The organism is Roseovarius tibetensis (assembly GCF_050896375.1).
In the GTDB taxonomy this organism is placed as follows: domain Bacteria; phylum Pseudomonadota; class Alphaproteobacteria; order Rhodobacterales; family Rhodobacteraceae; genus Roseovarius; species Roseovarius tibetensis.
The window spans coordinates 180643-197633 of sequence record NZ_JBPBBB010000005.1; the positions used below are offsets into that span (position 1 = coordinate 180643).

The following is a 16991-nucleotide window of genomic DNA, read 5'->3' on the forward strand; positions in this document are numbered from 1 at the left end:
GCCGAAAGGCCGCTACTCAGAGCCAGTCACGCAGGACCGGGATAAGCGGGATGTCGGCCGGCGGCATCGGGTAGGATTTGAGATCCGGTGCGCGCACCCATTTCAGGGCTTGTCCCTCGCACGGCTCGGGGGTGCCCTGCCATTTGCGGCACGCAAAAAGCGGCATCAAGAGGTGGAAATCGTCATAGGCATGGCTGGCGAAGGTCAGCGGCGCAAGGCAGCTGGCCCAAGTGTCGATTCCCAGTTCCTCGTGCAATTCGCGGATCAGCGCATGTTCGGGGGTCTCGCCCGCCTCGACCTTGCCGCCGGGAAATTCCCACAGACCGGCCATGGATTTCCCCGCCGGTCGCTGCGTGAGCAGAATGCGCCCGTCGACATCGATGAGCGCCACGGCGGACACGAGAACGGTTTTCACGACCGATAATCCGCGTTGATGTCGATATAGCCATGCGTCAGGTCACAGGTCCAGACACGCGCCGTGCCGCCCCCCAGACCGAGATCGACATGGACCACGATCTCGTCGTTTTTCATGTAGGCGGCGGCGCGGGCCTCGTCGTAGTCCGGGCTTACGAACCCGTCACGCGCGACCTGCATGTCCCCGAACCAGATTGCCAGCTGATCCCGGTCCGCGCGTGCGCCCGACTTGCCCACGGCCATGACCACGCGGCCCCAGTTGGGGTCTTCGCCCGCCACCGCGGTCTTGACCAACGGAGAGTTGGCGATGGCCTTGGCATGCAGATGCGCCTCGGCATCCGAGGCGGCGCCGGTGACGGAAATCTCGATGAATTTCGTGGCACCTTCGCCGTCGCGCACGATCTGATGTGCCAGGTCCAGCATGACCCGCCACAGCCCTTCCATGAAGCTGACATTGTTTTCGGTCACCCGGACGCCCGACGCGCCGGTGGCCGCCACCAGCAGCGTATCCGAGGTCGACGTGTCGCTATCCACCGTGATGCAGTTGAACGTCGTGCGGTTCAGGGCGCTGACCGTATCCTGCAGCACCTGCTGATCGATCGCCGCGTCCGTGAAGATATAGGCCAGCATCGTGGCCATGTCGGGTGCGATCATCCCCGATCCCTTGGCGATGCCGGCGATATGCACGGTCTGATTGTCGATCCTGACCGTGGTGCCGGCGCCCTTGGGAAAGGTGTCGGTTGTCGCGATCGCCTGTGCGGCATCCCCGATGCCGCGTGACGACAGCGTCGCGCGCAGGTCGTCAAGGCATGCGCCGATACGCTCATGCGGCAACGGCTCTCCGATCACGCCGGTGGACGCGGAGAACACCCGCGCGGGCGACAGGCCGAATCTCTTGGCCACCCCCCCGGTGACGGCCGCGACCGATTCGGTGCCGCGCCGCCCGGTGAACGCATTGGCATTGCCCGAGTTCACGATGATGGCTGCGCCGCCGTCCGACGCGCCGCCGATCTTGTCCTGACAGTTCAGAACCGCGGCGGATCGGGTCGCGGACCGGGTGAACACGCCGGCGATCGCCGTGCCCGGTGCCAGATGCACCAGCAACACGTCGTCTCGGCCGGTGTAGCGCACCCCCGCCGCGGCTGTCGCGAAGCGTACGCCCGCGATCTCGGGAAGGTCGGGAAAGGCCTGCGGTGCAAGCGGTGAGCGTGGCGGGGCGGCACCCATGGTTCAGTTCTCCAGCAGATCGGGCCGGTTGATCAGGGCCGGATCCACGCCGGCGCTGCCGTCGCGCGACACGCGGGTCTTGCTGGCCAGTTCGGCGACATGGTCGTCAAAGATCTGCTGGCGCAGGTCAGAGGTCAGCTCGGCGCGCACCTCGTCCAGCGGCGGGCGATCCTTGACGCGGGTTTCGCGCAGCTTGATCACGTGCCAGCCGAATTGCGTTTTCAGCGGCGCGGAAATCCCGCCATCGTCAAGTTCCGTCACCGCCTCGAAAAACTCTGGCACCATGACCCCCTCGCCGAACCAACCCAGATCGCCCCCGGATGGCCCCGAAGGCCCGATCGAGTGCTCTTGCGCCAGCGCCGCGAAATTGGCGCCACCCTCGATCTCTTCGATGATCGACTGTGCCTCGTCCCGTGTTTCCACGAGGATATGCGCGGCCCTGTATTCGGTCTCGTTCTCTGCCTCGGCATAGCGGGCGGCATACAGCTCTTGCACCGCCTCGTCGGTGATGCTCTCGTCAAGGATATCGCGTGTCACATCCGCCGCGAGGATCGCGCGCCGCTCGTTGTCGAGGCGCAAGCGCGCATCGCGCGACAGGGGCCCCTCCTGCGCCTGCATCAAAAGCGTCTGTTGCACCAACTGGTCCAGCACCGCCTTGAACAGCACCTCCGGCGCGACCTGATTGTACTGATCCGGCAACCCCGTGCGCAGCGCAAGCATGTGCCCCAGCGTGATCTCGGTCTCTCCGACGGTGGCCATGACGGTATCGGCGGACGGGGTGTCCTGCGAAAGGGCCGGCATGCCCACCACAAGCCCGGCGCACAGCGCAGTTGACGCGAAAAAACGGCACAGCATGAAATGATCTCCTGTTGGTCCAAGTTGCCCGACGCGGCGGCCGGTGTCGCGGCGCACGACGTTGACACTGTTCGGGCGGCCCCTTACATCGCCAGATAGCCAAGAACGCGCCGCCGATTTGCGTCCGTTTTAGGGCGAGCAGGCACGCGGGGCAAGCGGTTGCCTGTCACGGACAATCAAAACACCGGAACGGATGAAACATGTTGGGTATTGGATCGGTCGCGCGAAAGATTTTCGGCACCCCGAACGACCGCAAGATCAAGGCGACGCGCCCGCTGGTCGACAAGATCAACGCGCTTGAGCCCGAATTCGAGGCGCTGAGCGACGCGGGATTGATCGAGAAGACCGAAGGGTTCAAGACGCGGATCGCAGCGGGTGAAAGCCTGGATGCGCTGCTGCCCGAGGCATTTGCCAATTGCCGTGAGGCCGCGCGCCGTGCGCTTGGCTTGCGGGCCTTCGACGTGCAGCTTCTGGGGGGGATCTTCCTGCACCAGGGCAACATATCCGAAATGAAGACCGGCGAGGGCAAGACGCTGGTCGCGACCTTTCCGTGCTATCTCAACGCGCTTTCGGGCAAGGGCGTGCATGTGGTCACGGTCAACGACTACCTCGCCAAACGTGACGCCGACTGGATGGGCAAGGTCTACGCGGCATTGGGCATGACCACGGGCGTCGTCTACCCGCAGCAGCCCGAGGCGGAGAAGAAAAGTGCGTACGCCGCCGACGTGACCTATGCCACCAACAACGAGCTTGGGTTTGATTACCTGCGCGACAACATGAAATCCTCGCTCGAAGAGATGAACCAGCGCGGGCACAACTTTGCCGTGGTCGACGAGGTGGACAGCATTCTCATCGATGAGGCGCGCACGCCGCTGATCATTTCGGGGCCCAGCCAGGACCGCAGCGAACTGTACAAGACGATCGACGTCCTCATCCCGGAATTGACCGAAGAGCATTATTCCATCGACGAGAAGACCCGTAATGTCACCTTCACGGATGAGGGTAACGAGTTCCTCGAAGAGTTGTTGGTGTCGCGCGGGATCCTGCCCGAGGGGCAGTCGCTTTACGATCCTGAAAGCACCACCATCGTACACCACGTCAACCAGGGTCTGCGGGCGCACAAGCTGTTCAACAAGGACAAGGATTATATCGTGCGCGACGGCGAGGTGGTTCTTGTCGACGAATTCACCGGACGCATGATGGCCGGTCGGCGGCTGTCGGACGGCCTGCACCAGGCGATCGAGGCCAAGGAAGGATGCAAGATCCAGCCAGAGAACGTGACGCTCGCGCAAGTGACGTTCCAGAACTACTTCCGGCTCTACGACAAGCTGTCGGGGATGACCGGCACCGCCTCGACCGAAGCCGACGAATTCATGGAGATCTATGGCCTCGGCGTGGTCGAGGTCCCGACAAACCAGCCGATCGCGCGGATCGACCAGGACGACGCGGTGTACCGCACCACCCAAGAGAAATACGACGCCATCGTCGCCGAGATCCGCGAAGCCCACGACAAGGGTCAGCCGATCCTCGTCGGCACGACGTCGATCGAAAAATCCGAAAGCCTGAGCGCGGCCCTGACCAAGGCCGACATCCCGCATAACGTGCTCAACGCCCGCCAGCACGAGAAAGAGGCCCAGATCATCGCCGATGCCGGCAATTTGGGCGCGGTGACCATCGCCACGAACATGGCCGGACGCGGCACCGACATCAAGCTTGGCGGCAATGTCGAGTTCAAGATCATGGAGGCCATCGAAGCCGATCCCGACGGCGATCCGCGGGCCATTCGCGCGCGGATCGAGGATGGTCACGCCGAAGACGAAAAGGCGGTGATCCGGGCTGGCGGCCTGTTCGTGCTGGCGACGGAACGGCATGAAAGCCGCCGCATCGACAACCAGTTGCGGGGCCGCTCCGGCCGGCAGGGCGATCCCGGACGGTCGGCATTTTTCCTCAGCCTGGACGATGACCTGATGCGTATCTTCGGCTCCGAAAGGCTTGAGAAGGTTCTTTCGACCCTCGGCATGAAAGAGGGCGAGGCGATCGTGCACCCATGGGTCAACAAGTCGCTTGAACGCGCACAGGCCAAGGTCGAGGGGCGCAACTTCGACATTCGCAAGCAATTGCTGAAATTCGATGACGTGATGAACGAACAGCGCAAGGTCATCTTCAAGCAGCGCCTCGACATCATGAAGGCCGAGGATCTCAGCGAGATCGTCGGCGAGATGCGCGCCGAAGTCATCACCGATCTGGTCGATCAGTACATGCCACCGAAAACCTACGCGGATCAGTGGGATACCGAAGGCCTGCATGCCGCTGTGCTGGAACATCTCAGCATGGATCTGCCGGTCGTCGACTGGGCCGACGAAGAGGGCGTGGACGACGAGGACATCATCGAACGGCTCGACCGGGCCGCGGACGAGATGATGGCCGCCAAGGCCGCGCAGTTCGGCCCCGAAAACATGAGGATGATCGAGAAACAGGTGCTCTTGCAGACCATCGACGGCAAATGGCGCGAGCATCTCCTGACGCTTGAACACCTGCGCAGCGTTGTCGGGTTCCGGGGATATGCGCAGCGCGATCCGTTGAACGAGTACAAGACCGAGGCGTTCACGCTGTTCCAGACCATGCTGGACAGCCTGCGCATGGATGTGACCAAGAAGCTGTCGCAGATTCGCCCGATGTCCGAGCAGGAACAGCAGCAACTGATGCGCGAGCTTGACCAGAAGCGCGCTGACATGGAGGCGGCCGCGCATCCAGACACCGCGCCGGACCCGGAAGTCTCTGAGAATGCCGCGCCCGGCTTTGTCGAGGATGATCCGTCGACATGGGGCAATCCGGGTCGGAATGTCCTGTGCCCGTGCGGATCAGGCAAGAAATTCAAGCACTGCCACGGGCGGTTCGGCTGATTGGCATCGACAGCGATCACCCCGAAAAGGGTGCGCTGCGGCCGAGGCCCGCGTAACCGGGTTTAAAGATAGCCTTCCGCGCGAAAACTGACTTCGGCTGATTTTCCGACCACCACGTGGTCGTGCAAGCCAATCCCGAGCGCATCCGCCGCGCGCCGGACCTGCCCCGTCATCTCGATATCCGACGTGGACGGGGTCGGATCGCCAGAGGGGTGATTGTGCACGAGGATCAGCGCGCTCGCGTTGAGATGCAGCGCGCGCTTGACGATTTCGCGTGGATAGACCGGAACATGATCAACGGTCCCCCTCGCCTGCTCTTCATCCGCAATAAGGGTGTTCTTGCGGTCGAGATAGAACACACGGAACTGTTCGACCTCGCGATGTGCCATCGTCGCGCGGCAGTAGTCCAGAAGTGCGGTCCAGGATGAAATGACGTGGCGCTGCATGACGCGTGCGCGGGCAAGACGGTGCGCGGCGGCCTCGACGATGCGCAACTCGGTCACGACGGCCATTCCCACGCCGGCCACATCCAGAAGGTGATCGGTGGGCGCGGACAGAACCCCGTTGAAATCACCAAACCGTTCCATCAACGCCCGTGCAAGGGGTTTGACATCGCGTCGGGGGATGGCCCGAAAGAGCACAAGTTCCAGCATTTCGTAATCCGGCATCGCCTGTGCGCCCCCTTCTAGAAACCGGGTGCGCAATCTTTGGCGGTGATCGCTGATATATGATGGCTCGCGGTGCGGCGTGCCCTCTGCAAGGGGCACCGCCTCGTCCGTGGTAAACAGCGGCAAGGGCCGCTCTGAAAAGGCTGGGACATCGCTCATGCCCCAGCCTTTTCAGAAACCGGTTAGAAAACGGTTAACGACATGCTGGTTCAACTTTTCATCGCGTCCCAGAAATCCTTGACCGACGAGAAAAAGCTTTTGCTTTCGGGATTGTTATCCTCGCTCATGGCCTCGAATTCGCGCAGGATCTCTTTCTGCCTCGCGGTCAGGTTCACCGGGGTTTCCACCGCCAGCTCGATGAACATGTCGCCACGCGCGCCGCCGCGCAGGGATGGCATACCCTTGCCGCGCAACCGCATCTGACGACCCGATTGCGACCCGGCAGGGATCTTTACCTTGCTGCGCCCGCCTTCGATCGTCGGAACCTCTATGTCGCCACCAAGCGCGGCCTTGGTCATCGAGACCGGCACGCGGCAGAACAGGTTGTTGTCCTCGCGGTCGAACAGGTCGTGATTCACCACGTTGATGAAAATGTAGAGGTCACCCGCAGGCCCGCCGCGCATTCCGGCCTCGCCTTCGCCGGCCAGCCGAATCCGCGTGCCTGTCTCGACGCCTGCCGGGATGTTGACCGACAACGCGCGATCCTTCTGGACACGGCCCTGCCCCTGGCACGCCTTGCAGGGGTTCTTTATGATCTGGCCAAGCCCACCACAGGTGGGGCATGTCCGCTCTACCGTGAAAAATCCCTGTTGCGCCCGAACTTTGCCCATGCCCGAACAGGTCGGGCAACTGGACGGCTCGACGCCATTTTCGGCCCCGGTTCCCTCACACTCGTCGCACGGGACGGCGCTTGGGACCTTGATGCTCTTTTGAAGTCCGCCGAACGCATCCTCAAGGGTCACTTGCAGGTTGTACCGCAAATCCGCCCCGCGCGTGGCGCGTTGACGGCCACCACCGCGGGCACCGCCCATGAAATCACCGAACAGGTCGTCGAAAACGTCGGAAAAGGCGCTGGCGAAGTCTCCTTGTCCGCCGCCGAAACCGCCGCCGGGACGGGGTCCGCCGCCCCCGCCATTGCCCATGCCACCCTCGAATGCAGCATGCCCGAAGCGGTCATAAGCCGCTTTCTTTTCGGGATCCTTCAGGACGTCATATGCCTCGCCAGCTTCCTTGAACTGGCTTTCCGCATCGGGATTGTCGGTGTTGCGATCGGGGTGAAGTTCCTTTGCCTTCTTGCGATAGGCCTTCTTTATCTCATCGGCCGAGGCGCCCTTGGACAACCCAAGCACTTCGTAATAGTCACGTTTGGCCATCGAGGGTCTCCTTGATGTCGGAATGAAATGTCCGGCCCGACACTACGGTCGAACCGGACAGATCCGTGCAAAACGTGCCTCAGGCGCGCTTGTTGTCATCGAGATCCTCGAAATCGGCATCGAGTATCTCGTCATCGGCATCGCCTTTTTGCTCACCGTCGCCAGCGTCGGCGGACGCCTCTTCCTGGCTGGCCTTGTAGATCGCCTCGCCCAGCTTCATCGAAGCCTCGGTGACGTTCTGGATGCCCGAATTGATCTTGTCGACATCCTCGCCCTCGAGATCTTCTTTCAGCGCGGACACGGCAAGCTCGATCGCCTCGACGGTGGTCGGATCGACCTTGTCTCCATAGTCCTCGAGCGATTTCTCGGTCGAGTTGATGAGGCTTTCGGCCTGGTTCTTGGCCTCCACCAGCGACCGGCGGGCCTTGTCGGCCTCGGCGTTTTCCTCGGCCTCCTTGACCATCTTCTCGATGTCCTGCTCGGACAGGCCACCCGACGCCTGGATGGTGATCTTCTGCTCCTTGTTCGTTCCCTTGTCCTTGGCGGACACGGACACGATGCCGTTCGCGTCAATGTCGAACGTCACCTCGATCTGGGGCATGCCACGCGGTGCCGGCGGGATATCCTCGAGGTTGAACTGGCCGAGCATCTTGTTGTCAGCGGCCATCTCGCGCTCGCCCTGGAAGACGCGGATCGTAACGGCGGACTGGTTGTCCTCGGCAGTCGAGAAGATCTGCGACTTGTTGGTCGGAATCGTCGTGTTCCGGTCGATCAACCGGGTGAATACGCCGCCAAGCGTTTCGATCCCGAGCGACAGCGGCGTCACATCAAGCAGCACGACATCCTTGACGTCACCCTGCAGCACGCCGGCCTGGATGGCGGCACCCATGGCGACCACCTCGTCAGGGTTCACGCCCTTGTGCGGCTCCTTGCCGAAGAACTTCGTCACTTCCTCGGTCACCTTGGGCATGCGCGTCATGCCACCGACCAGAACGACCTCGTCTACATCCGATGCCGAGATGCCCGCATCCTTCAGAGCGGCCTGACACGGCTTGATGGAGGCCTTGATCAGGTCCCCGACAAGGCTTTCGAGCTTGGCGCGGGTCAGCTTGACCACCATGTGCAACGGCTGACCGTCCGCCCCCATCGAGATGAACGGTTGGTTGATCTCTGTCTGGCTGGAGCTGGAAAGTTCGATCTTGGCCTTTTCCGCCGCCTCCTTGAGACGCTGCAGGGCCATCTTGTCCTTGGTCAGGTCGACGCCGTGCTCTTTCTTGAACTCGTCGGCAAGGTAGTTGACGATCCGCATGTCGAAATCTTCGCCGCCGAGGAACGTGTCACCGTTCGTCGCCTTGACCTCGAACAGGCCGTCGTCGATTTCGAGGATCGTCACGTCGAACGTCCCGCCGCCAAGGTCATAGACCGCGATGGTATGCGTATCCTTCTTGTCGAGACCGTAGGCGAGCGCCGCAGCCGTCGGCTCGTTGATGATGCGCAGCACCTCGAGACCGGCAATCTTGCCCGCGTCCTTGGTCGCCTGCCGCTGTGCGTCGTTGAAATAGGCCGGCACGGTGATGACGGCTTGCGTCACCTCCTCGCCCAGATAGCTTTCCGCGGTTTCCTTCATTTTCCCGAGGATGAAGGCGGAGATCTGCGACGGGCTGTAGGTTTCGCCGCGCGCCTTGACCCAGGCGTCGCCGTTGCCGCCGTCGACCACGGTGAACGGCATGTTCTTGTTGTCCTTGGCAAGATCGACATCGTCGACCCGGCGTCCGATCAGGCGCTTGACACCGAAGATGGTGTTCTCGGGGTTCGTGACCGCCTGCCGCTTTGCGGGCTGCCCGACGAGGCGCTCGTTTTCGGCGAAGGCCACGATCGAGGGCGTTGTGCGCGCGCCTTCGGAGTTCTCGATCACGCGGGACTGCGACCCGTCCATGATCGCGATGCAGCTGTTCGTCGTGCCGAGGTCAATACCAATCACTTTGGCCATGTTTTCGATCCCTTTCGTTTAGGCGATATGACGAGGACCCGACCCGTTCCGGCATCCGGCCCCCGACGACTTGCAAGCGGGCGTCAATCGCGCCAGACCTGCGTTCCAAGGCGTATATAGGCGGGGGTCTCGTGGCCTGCAACCGTCGGCAAAGGGCGGATTTCGCCAATTTGCGCTAAAATACACGACACGGTTCGAAAAGGAGATCCGGGATGCCCGACCCCACACTGACCCTGCGGGGGATCGAGATCTACAAGGGCTGGATGTCCGCGGCATCGCAACACGAGATGATCGCCGATCTGCGGGCCGTTGTGGCGCAAGCCCCGCTTTTCACGCCCGTCACACCGTCGGGCAAGAAGATGAGCGTGCGCATGACCTCGGCCGGGCGCTATGGCTGGGTCACCGACCGTCGGGGCTATCGCTACGAGCGCTTCCACCCCGATGGCATGCCCTGGCCCGCGATCCCGCACAGCGTTCTGGCGATATGGCAGGCATTGGCAAGCGATACGCGACCGCCCGATTGCTGCCTCGTCAACCACTATACCGGGGCGGCACGCATGGGGCTGCACCAGGATCGCGACGAGGCCGACTTCTCGTGGCCGGTGCTGTCGGTATCCTTGGGCGACGATGCACTGTTCCGCGTCGGCAACACCACGCGGGGCGGGCCGACCGAGTCGATCTGGCTGAATTCGGGGGACGTGCTGGTGATGGGCGGCGCGGCGCGGCTGGTGTATCACGGGGTCGACAGGATACGACCCGGCAGCTCGACACTGCTGCACGGCGGTGGTCGGATCAACCTCACCTGCCGCGTCGTGGATTGACGGATATCTCGATGACAGGCCCCTGCGAGCGCCCGTCATCGCTCATATTTGACAGAACGTGGCGGGCATCAGAACCATTGCCCCACCGCGGTCACCGTGACCTGCGGCGACGTCGCCCCTGTTACCCCGGCATAGGCCTGGACTGTGCCGGACAGATGATCGCCCGCAACGGCCGCGCCCCAGATGCCCGGCCCCGTGACGACACTGGCGGTCAGCGTCGGGACCGTGCCGACAGCAAAGGCAGCGGGATAGCTCCATTGCGTCGGCCCCGCACCGCGAAAGACCGCCCCTTCGGCCACGTCCGGCGCATCCAGCGTCAAACTGTGCTGGCAAATCTGCGTGCCATCCGGATAGCGGACATACGTGCCGTCCACCGTGGTGGCGCGCGTGACGTTATGAGCACCGGCAAGCGCGGCCCACGGGCTCCACGCCCCGCCAGAACGGCTGCGAAAGGACAGGGTCTGCCCGTCGCCTGCCACGAAGATCTGCGACAGATCGCCGGCCTCGGCACGCAGGATGAGGCAGATCCCGACCCCGGTCGCGCCCACGGTGGCCGCCGTGACTGCGTAAGCCCCCGATGGCGTACCGGTCGCATCAAGATCGCCCAGCACCGGCACGCCCTGTACACCATCCTGGCCCCAGCCGAAAGCGCCGGTGCGCAGCAACCGGCCCGGTGTCGCGTCCGCGGCACCCTGCTGCACCGCCGTCCCGGTCACCAGGCCGCTTGCCGCGGCGACCTGCAACGCGGTGGTCCATGTCGCGCCATCCGCGCTGACCTTTATCGAGAAGTCATCATTGCCGGTCGTCCCCATCTCGGCCCGGCCGCCAAAACCCGTCTGGTAAAGCAGGCTGGCAGTGTCGCCCGCACTGGCCTTGTTAAGCTTGAGCTGGTGCCCGGCCCCTTCGTGGGTAAAGAGCGACGCAGCAGACCTCACCGCGAACCGATTGATCGCATCGAATCCGGTGTTGATTCCGACCCCGGTAACACCGTCCAGGTCAGGCGGGGCAAGCGCGATCCAGGCACCGGCGACATGGCGCAGCAACCGGCCACTGCCCTTGTCGAGCGCGATCCACCCCTCTTGTGGGGTGACGAACCGCCAGACATCGTCGAAAAACCCGGCGATCATGCCGCCCTGCCCCGCCCATGCGCCCGACGGCACGACCCCGAGCGCCCAGACCTCTCCCTCTTGGGGCAGTGCGGGCGGTGTCGTGGCGTCGACAGTCTCGACCGCCAGTTGCACGATGAAATCAAGCCGCGCGAGCGCCTCGTTGTGGGTGACATGCTTTTGCGCCTGTGAGGGCTGGATGAAAGGCAGCGCCAGGCGTGGTGACTGGTCGGACATGGGGTCGGCCTCCGGAGATGTGGCAATCTGGACAGCCCATACTCTTGTCGCAGCGGCTTTACCGGTCCCGAACAGACCGTGCGGTACACACCGGACCGCACCCTGCAGCCATTTCAAGCCTTGCCCCGAATTTCTAATTCAATTATTCACGAAATTATGAATCATTATTTTGTCGAACAGCTCTCGTCGCTTGCGCATCCTCAGCGTCTGATGCTGTTCCGGCTGCTCGTACGGCGGTATCCGGATCACCTCTCGGCTGGTGAGATCGCCGCCGTTCTCGACGTGCGGCCGAATACGCTGTCCACCTATCTCAACACACTGCGGCAGGCCGGCCTCATCCGTCAGACACGCGCGGGGCGGTCGCTGCTGTATCGCGTGGACATGGACACGGCAGGGTCGTTGGTATCGTTTCTCGTGGACGAGTGCTGTCGCGGCCGGCCCGACCTGTGCCCGACGGGTCCTGATGACAGGTCCGGCGATGTCCCCCTGCAGCGGCCTGTCCATGATGTCCTCTTCATCTGCACCGGAAACTCCGCGCGGTCGATCTTTGCCGAGGCAATCCTGCGCGACATCGGCGGCGGGCGCTTCAATCCCCATTCCGCCGGAACCCGCCCGGCGTCCAAGATCCACCCCCTTGCGCGTCAGGTGCTGGAGGCGCACGGGCATGAATGGGCGTCCCTCGGGCCCAAGACCATCGCCGCATTGCCGACCCAGCACGCGACGAAGATGGATTTCGTCTTTACCGTCTGCGACCGGGCCGCCAACGAGGACGGCCCGACCCAGCCGGGCCAGCCGATCACCGCGCATTGGGGACAGCCCGACCCGGTCAGCGTCACCGGCACAGCCGATGAGCGGCGCGCGGCATTCGAGCAGGCATACCAAGCCCTGCGCACACGCATTCAGCGTTTCACCGAGTTGGACCTCGCCACGATGGATCGTCTGTCGCGTCAACGGGCCGTGGACGACCTCGCAACCGAAAAGGATTGTGCATGACGACCTACGCACTGAACGGCCTCGGCCGCATCGGCAAGCTTGCCCTTCGTCCACTGCTGCAAAGCGGGGCCAAGATCGCGTGGCTCAACGACGCGGTGCCCGGCCCCGAGATGCACGCGCACCTGATGGAGTTCGACAGCGTGCATGGCCGGTGGGACGCGGACATATCGCATGACGACGACGCACTCCTCATCGACGGTGCGCGCCTGCCGCTTCACGCCGCCCGCCGGATAGAGGACCTGCCGCTCGACGGTGTGGACGTGGTGATCGACTGCACGGGCGTGTTCAAGACCGAGGCAACCCTCGCCCCCTATTTTCGGGGCGGCGTCAGGAAGGTCGTGGTCAGCGCACCGGTGAAGGACGGGCCGACGGCGAACATCGTCTACGGCGTCAACCACGACAGCTACGATCCGTCCGCACATCGCATCGTCTCGGCGGCGAGTTGCACCACCAATTGCCTTGCCCCGGTGGTCAAGGTCATTCACGAGGCGCTTGGCATCCGCCACGGCTCCATCACCACGATCCACGATGTGACGAACACCCAGGTGATCGCGGATCGCCCGGCGAAGGACCTGCGCCGCGCCCGCTCCGCGTTGAACTCGATGATCCCGACGACGACCGGGTCGGCCACGGCCATCACCCTGATCTATCCCGAGCTCAAGGGCCGGCTCAACGGTCATGCCGTGCGTGTCCCGCTGCTGAACGCGTCGATCACGGACTGCGTCTTCGAGGTCGAGCGCGAGACGAGCGTCGAAGAGGTGAACGCGCTTCTGAGCGCGGCGGCGGCAGGGCCGCTGAAGGATATCCTGGGGTACGAGGAGCGACCGCTGGTCTCGGCCGATTACGTCAACGACACGCGCAGCTCGATCGTGGATGCGCCCTCGACCATGGTGGTGAACGGCACGCAGGTGAAGATCTACGCCTGGTACGACAATGAAATGGGCTACGCGCACAGGCTGATCGACGTGGCCCGCATGGTCGGAGCCCTCTCGTGAGCCGACCGCAGGGGCTGGGCGCCTATATCGTCGTCACCGCCGCCTACTGGTCCTTCATGCTGACCGACGGCGCGCTCAGGATGCTGGTGCTTCTGCACTTCCACACGCTTGGCTTCTCGCCGGTTCAGCTGGCGTATCTGTTCGTACTCTACGAGGTCGCAGGGCTTGGGACCAACCTGTGTGCCGGTTGGATCGCGGCGCGATTCGGACTGACCTCGACGCTCTACGCGGGGCTCGCGATCCAGATCGCGGCGCTGCTCGCGCTTGCCCAGCTTGATCCGGGCTGGACCCTCTGGGCCTCGGTCGCCTTTGTCATGGCGGTGCAAGGGGCCTCGGGTGTTGCAAAGGATCTGTCGAAGATGAGCGCGAAGAGCGCCGTGAAGGTGCTTGCGCCGCCGGCCGAGGGCGCGCTTTTTCGATGGGTCGCGGCGCTGACCGGTTCAAAGAACGCGGTCAAGGGTGTCGGTTTCCTGCTTGGCGCGGCGCTGCTCGGGCTCGTGGGCTTTCAAGCGGCGGTTCTAGGCATGGCAGCGGTCCTGGCGGCGATCCTGCTTGCCGTCGGGCTCGGGATGCCCTCCGGCCTGCCGCGCGGTCGCAAGGGCGCGCGGTTCGCCGAAGTCTTTTCGAAGGATCGCAACATCAACTGGCTTTCGGGGGCACGGCTGTTTCTCTTCGCCGCGCGCGATGTCTGGTTCGTCGTGGGCATCCCGATCTATTTCTACGCCGTGGTCTCGGACGGGACCGATGAGGGCAACCGCGCCGCCTTCTTCATGATCGGCGGCTTCATGGCGGTCTGGACGATACTCTACGGTGGCGTTCAGGCAGGGGCGCCGCGGCTGCTTCGCGCCGCGCAACGGCCCGAGGCCGAACTGGTCCGAGAGACGCGCCGTTGGGCCGGTTTTCTGTTCGCAATACTGGCGGTGCTGACGACGCTGGCGCTTGCCGCGGGCGGACCGACGCCGTGGCTGACACGCACGCTGGTGGCGGGGTTGCTTGTTTTCGGGGCCGTCTTCGCGGTGAATTCGTCGCTGCACTCGTACCTGATTCTGGCCTTCTCGAAATCCGAACGGGTGACGATGGATGTCGGCTTTTACTATATGGCGAACGCCGCCGGCCGGCTGCTTGGCACACTTCTGTCCGGGCTGACCTTCCAGATCGGTGGCCTGCCGCTATGCCTTGGTACGGCGGCGTGTCTCGTCGGGCTTAGCTGGCTCGGCGCCGGCCGGCTCGCGCCGCACATACGCACCAATGCCCCTGCCTGAGCGCCCTTTGGTCGCGCAATGTCCAGAGCCGGTGTCCGAAAGTCACGCCGAGCACCGCAAACCCCGTGTCGGCGCGCCTGATGACGATTGGGCATATGGCTGCACGGAAAAATGATTCGCGACTAGAGGATTGCGCATAACATGCTGTTTTTGAGTGATGTTTATAGGACGTCAGAGCAGCGTGGGTCAATTGCGTGCACGGCGGAAGCATATCCATGCACGCTTTGGGCAAACCATAAAACAAAAAAGGCCCGCATGGTGCGGGCCCTTGGTCTTCGCGATGTTCGCTCGACTACGTCTTGGACGTCGACTTTCGTTTCGAGGTCTTCTTCTGGCGTGACTTCTCGATCATTTCCAACACCTTTCCCTGATCGAAATTGTCGCGATAGTTCGGCATCGTAAACGGTGAATACCCCTCCGCCATTCCCGAGATTTTCGAAAACGCTGTCGAGAAATGGTCGATCCGGCAGACCTTGTCAGGGGTTGTCGCGGCGAAACTGAACGCCTCGATGAGCATTTCGATCACCAGGCCCCACCGGTGGCACGCGGCGAAGTCGAGCCGCTCCAGAAAGTCTTCCGTCACGATGTCTTCGACGTCCAATTGGGCTTTGTCAGCGTAGCTGAAGACGAGGTGGAGGATTTCGTCCCGGTCGGCCTCTTCCGACAGGTCGATCCCATCGAAGCTGACCGTCCGGAGAAGCCGGTCGAGCTGCTCCTCCGTCTTGATGTGCGCAGCAAGACTGGGAATTCCCGAGAAGATCAGCATCAAGGGCCAGTTGTGATCTTTGAGGAGCGACTTGAAGCTGTCGAGCATCTTCTGGTTCGTCGCGCTGTCCGCGGACGTGAATACGTGCTGGCATTCATCGAAGTGGATCCCGATGACCCCTTGAAGTTCGGCGTATTTCCGCACTTTCGACCAGATCTCGGTCTGTGAGTGACGCGCTCGAAGCGGGTATCCAAGCACCTCAAGAATGACGAAGCCCAGGTCTTTCCACGTGACTTTCCCGGAGAGCAGGCAGGAGACAATCTTCGCAGGCCGGCCGTCGGGCATGAGGGTCGTGCCGTCGTTGAACGCCCTCAGCAGGGTCTCGATCTCGGTCGACTTGCCCTGGCGAGACTCGCCGATGACAACGATGCCGCGGGCTTCGAACTGTTCGCCGATGGCGGCCTTGGCGTAATAGTCCGAGGCGCACCATGTCATGGCCTCACGGAGCCGCTCAGAGCGGCCGAAGGGAAACCGTGCTTGCAGCAGGGGCTTGCGCACATCCACGAGCGCCGTGTCGATGAAGGACATTATTTCAGCTCCTTGAGGTTGTTCGGGCGAGCCAGTTTCTTGCCCTGTTTGCGGGCCTTGGGCTTGCGCGAGGGCCGCGTTTCAGACGCGTTCGAAGGCGGGTCTTCTTGCGGGTCGTCTGAAACCACCGCAGGCCCATCGGAATTGGTGATGCCGCTGTCACCTTCGCCGGGGTCCGCATCGACGGTCCCATCAATCACGGAGTCCCCGTCACCGATTGCGAACACCGCCGCACCTGCACCCGAGCCCAGATCGGTGATCGCATCCGGTGCCGTTGTCCCCGGCAACGTCTCTGTCGGGATGGTCCGGGCGCCGGAGAATACGAACTCGGCCATCGCTTTGCACTCTTCGATGGTGCTGTAGCTGCGCGGCAGATCATGTTCGACCCCGATCGTGGAGATGTCGGAGAAGCGCCGGCTTTTGACCTCCATCAAGCGATCATGGTACATAACTGATGCTTCAGGGTCCTCGCGGCGGTATTCGGCCATCAGCTGCAACACCTCCATCAGCGTCATATCGGCGAAAACCGTCATCTGCAGGTGGACCTCGATAGGATCGCGATACCCAGGCATCAGAACGGTCGCGATGTTCAGATCGCCCGGGTCGACGAAGACCCGGACCTTCCCCTTGAAGAACTGTTCATCACGGGCGACCTGCAGTTCATTCGAATTGAACCAGATCCCGCTGAAGACCTTGACCCCCTCATCGGACGGGGTTGCATCGACCTCCCAGCCAAGGTGAATACGCCGGGTGTTCGGATCGAGGCGTTCAAACTGGCTGAATCGCCCCGGATTTGTCGGAGACCATCAACTTAAGTAAGGATGATGGGTATGACAAAAAGCAAAATGGCAAA

14 protein-coding genes are annotated in these 16991 nt (G+C 62.9%); 5 read left to right on the forward strand and 9 right to left on the reverse strand.

Translation table 11 applies throughout. From position 1 onward, the window contains the following. Positions 1-16 precede the first annotated feature (16 nt). The 3 genes from mutT to ACROSR_RS05925 are packed head-to-tail and all read right to left on the reverse strand — an operon-like array spanning position 17 to position 2496. On the reverse strand, positions 17-415 hold the full coding sequence (gene mutT / locus ACROSR_RS05915; protein ID WP_432683030.1) for an 8-oxo-dGTP diphosphatase MutT: 399 nt from the start codon (positions 413-415) through the stop codon (positions 17-19). Beyond that, on the reverse strand, positions 412-1641 hold the full coding sequence (gene argJ / locus ACROSR_RS05920; RefSeq protein ID WP_432683032.1) for a bifunctional glutamate N-acetyltransferase/amino-acid acetyltransferase ArgJ: 1230 nt from the start codon (positions 1639-1641) through the stop codon (positions 412-414). Before argJ ends, mutT begins: the two co-directional genes overlap by 4 nt. Positions 1642-1644: 3 nt before the next feature. Next, on the reverse strand, positions 1645-2496 hold the full coding sequence (locus tag ACROSR_RS05925; protein WP_432683034.1) for a peptidylprolyl isomerase: 852 nt from the start codon (positions 2494-2496) through the stop codon (positions 1645-1647). Between the two features lie 200 nt (positions 2497-2696). Here ACROSR_RS05925 and secA point away from each other — a divergent pair, with 200 nt between their 5' ends. Next, the gene (gene secA / locus ACROSR_RS05930; RefSeq protein ID WP_432683036.1) at positions 2697-5399 is read left to right on the forward strand and encodes a preprotein translocase subunit SecA; all 2703 of its coding nucleotides are present in this window, start codon (positions 2697-2699) and stop codon (positions 5397-5399) included. A gap of 62 nt (positions 5400-5461) precedes the next feature. Here secA and radC read toward each other — a convergent pair whose 3' ends face one another. The 3 genes from radC to dnaK form a co-directional block, all read right to left on the reverse strand. Then, positions 5462-6226: a RadC family protein gene (gene radC, locus ACROSR_RS05935; protein WP_432683038.1), complete on the reverse strand. Its 765-nt coding sequence runs from the start codon at positions 6224-6226 to the stop codon at positions 5462-5464. 50 nt (positions 6227-6276) lie between these two features. Further along, positions 6277-7440 carry a molecular chaperone DnaJ gene (gene dnaJ / locus ACROSR_RS05940; protein ID WP_432683040.1) on the reverse strand — a complete coding sequence of 388 codons (1164 nt, stop codon included), beginning with the start codon at positions 7438-7440 and terminating at the stop codon, positions 6277-6279. Between the two features lie 79 nt (positions 7441-7519). Further along, positions 7520-9430 (reverse strand): molecular chaperone DnaK, encoded by a 1911-nt coding sequence (gene dnaK / locus ACROSR_RS05945; protein ID WP_432683042.1) that lies wholly within the window; start codon positions 9428-9430, stop codon positions 7520-7522. Positions 9431-9642: 212 nt separating this feature from the next. On the opposite strand from dnaK, the gene ACROSR_RS05950 reads away from it, so the two are divergent. Continuing rightward, a complete protein-coding gene (locus tag ACROSR_RS05950) occupies positions 9643-10251 on the forward strand; it encodes an alpha-ketoglutarate-dependent dioxygenase AlkB family protein (protein WP_432683044.1) in 609 nt (202 codons plus the stop codon). 68 nt (positions 10252-10319) lie between these two features. Here ACROSR_RS05950 and ACROSR_RS05955 read toward each other — a convergent pair whose 3' ends face one another. Continuing rightward, the gene (locus ACROSR_RS05955) at positions 10320-11594 is read right to left on the reverse strand and encodes a DUF2793 domain-containing protein (protein ID WP_432683046.1); all 1275 of its coding nucleotides are present in this window, start codon (positions 11592-11594) and stop codon (positions 10320-10322) included. 156 nt (positions 11595-11750) lie between these two features. On the opposite strand from ACROSR_RS05955, the gene ACROSR_RS05960 reads away from it, so the two are divergent. From ACROSR_RS05960 to arsJ, 3 genes are read left to right on the forward strand one after another with little or no spacing between them, the layout of a single operon-like run. After that, a complete protein-coding gene (locus ACROSR_RS05960) occupies positions 11751-12587 on the forward strand; it encodes an arsenate reductase/protein-tyrosine-phosphatase family protein (protein WP_432683048.1) in 837 nt (278 codons plus the stop codon). After that, positions 12584-13582, forward strand: coding sequence for an ArsJ-associated glyceraldehyde-3-phosphate dehydrogenase (locus ACROSR_RS05965; RefSeq protein WP_432683050.1), 999 nt, complete (start codon positions 12584-12586; stop codon positions 13580-13582). The genes ACROSR_RS05960 and ACROSR_RS05965 overlap by 4 nt, the downstream gene beginning before the upstream one ends. Continuing rightward, positions 13579-14844: an organoarsenical effux MFS transporter ArsJ gene (gene arsJ / locus ACROSR_RS05970; protein ID WP_432683052.1), complete on the forward strand. Its 1266-nt coding sequence runs from the start codon at positions 13579-13581 to the stop codon at positions 14842-14844. Before ACROSR_RS05965 ends, arsJ begins: the two co-directional genes overlap by 4 nt. A gap of 292 nt (positions 14845-15136) precedes the next feature. Here arsJ and ACROSR_RS05975 read toward each other — a convergent pair whose 3' ends face one another. Both ACROSR_RS05975 and ACROSR_RS05980 read right to left on the reverse strand, forming a co-directional pair. After that, positions 15137-16138 carry an ATP-binding protein gene (locus tag ACROSR_RS05975; protein WP_432683054.1) on the reverse strand — a complete coding sequence of 334 codons (1002 nt, stop codon included), beginning with the start codon at positions 16136-16138 and terminating at the stop codon, positions 15137-15139. Beyond that, the gene (locus ACROSR_RS05980) at positions 16138-16653 is read right to left on the reverse strand and encodes a hypothetical protein (protein ID WP_432683056.1); all 516 of its coding nucleotides are present in this window, start codon (positions 16651-16653) and stop codon (positions 16138-16140) included. The genes ACROSR_RS05975 and ACROSR_RS05980 overlap by 1 nt, the downstream gene beginning before the upstream one ends. Positions 16654-16991 lie beyond the last annotated feature (338 nt).

Coding starts and splice junctions, on each gene's coding strand:
- argJ (WP_432683032.1), bottom strand. CDS start 1,641: ATGGGTGCCGCCCCGCCACGCTCACCGCTTGCACCGCAGGCCTTTCCC.
- ACROSR_RS05925 (WP_432683034.1), bottom strand. CDS start 2,496: ATGCTGTGCCGTTTTTTCGCGTCAACTGCGCTGTGCGCCGGGCTTGTG.
- secA (WP_432683036.1), top strand. CDS start 2,697: ATGTTGGGTATTGGATCGGTCGCGCGAAAGATTTTCGGCACCCCGAAC.
- radC (WP_432683038.1), bottom strand. CDS start 6,226: ATGAGCGATGTCCCAGCCTTTTCAGAGCGGCCCTTGCCGCTGTTTACC.
- dnaJ (WP_432683040.1), bottom strand. CDS start 7,440: ATGGCCAAACGTGACTATTACGAAGTGCTTGGGTTGTCCAAGGGCGCC.
- dnaK (WP_432683042.1), bottom strand. CDS start 9,430: ATGGCCAAAGTGATTGGTATTGACCTCGGCACGACGAACAGCTGCATC.
- ACROSR_RS05950 (WP_432683044.1), top strand. CDS start 9,643: ATGCCCGACCCCACACTGACCCTGCGGGGGATCGAGATCTACAAGGGC.
- ACROSR_RS05955 (WP_432683046.1), bottom strand. CDS start 11,594: ATGTCCGACCAGTCACCACGCCTGGCGCTGCCTTTCATCCAGCCCTCA.
- ACROSR_RS05960 (WP_432683048.1), top strand. CDS start 11,751: ATGAATCATTATTTTGTCGAACAGCTCTCGTCGCTTGCGCATCCTCAG.
- ACROSR_RS05965 (WP_432683050.1), top strand. CDS start 12,584: ATGACGACCTACGCACTGAACGGCCTCGGCCGCATCGGCAAGCTTGCC.
- ACROSR_RS05975 (WP_432683054.1), bottom strand. CDS start 16,138: ATGTCCTTCATCGACACGGCGCTCGTGGATGTGCGCAAGCCCCTGCTG.
- ACROSR_RS05980 (WP_432683056.1), bottom strand. CDS start 16,653: ATGACGCTGATGGAGGTGTTGCAGCTGATGGCCGAATACCGCCGCGAG.